This window comes from Azonexus caeni (genome assembly GCF_048146105.1).
Taxonomy (GTDB): domain Bacteria; phylum Pseudomonadota; class Gammaproteobacteria; order Burkholderiales; family Rhodocyclaceae; genus Azonexus; species Azonexus aromaticus_B.
The window spans coordinates 1-315 of sequence record NZ_JBKJAD010000078.1 but is presented as its reverse complement, the minus strand read 5'-3'; the positions used below and the strand labels follow the sequence as shown (position 1 = coordinate 315).

General features: G+C 65.7%; 1 protein-coding gene. It reads right to left on the bottom strand.

The window, feature by feature from the left end; genetic code table 11:
- Positions 1–315, bottom strand: a 315-nt coding sequence (locus tag ACLIIZ_RS21145; protein ID WP_416695692.1) for a VCBS domain-containing protein, incomplete at both ends; no start/stop codon positions are given.

Here is a 315-nt window from a genome sequence, read left to right as displayed (position 1 = left end):
ATGTCGTGCGTCGTCCCGTCCACCGTCTTCACGGTGAAGGTCTCGACCTTCGTCTCGCCTTCGCCCAGGTATTGCACGTCGGCGTTCGCCACCGTGTAGGTCCAGTCGCCGGCCGCCGTGATCGTCAGACCGCCCAGCGCACCCGCGCTGGCAACGATGCCAGTGGTCTGGAACTGCGCTTCGTCCGTGCCATCGACGTCCGTCACCAGCAGCGTGCCGGTGTCGGTCAGGTTCGGGTTCGACGCATCTTCCGTCACCGCACCCTTGTCCTTGCCGCTCACTTCGGCGCCGTCATTGGTGCCGGTGATCGTCACC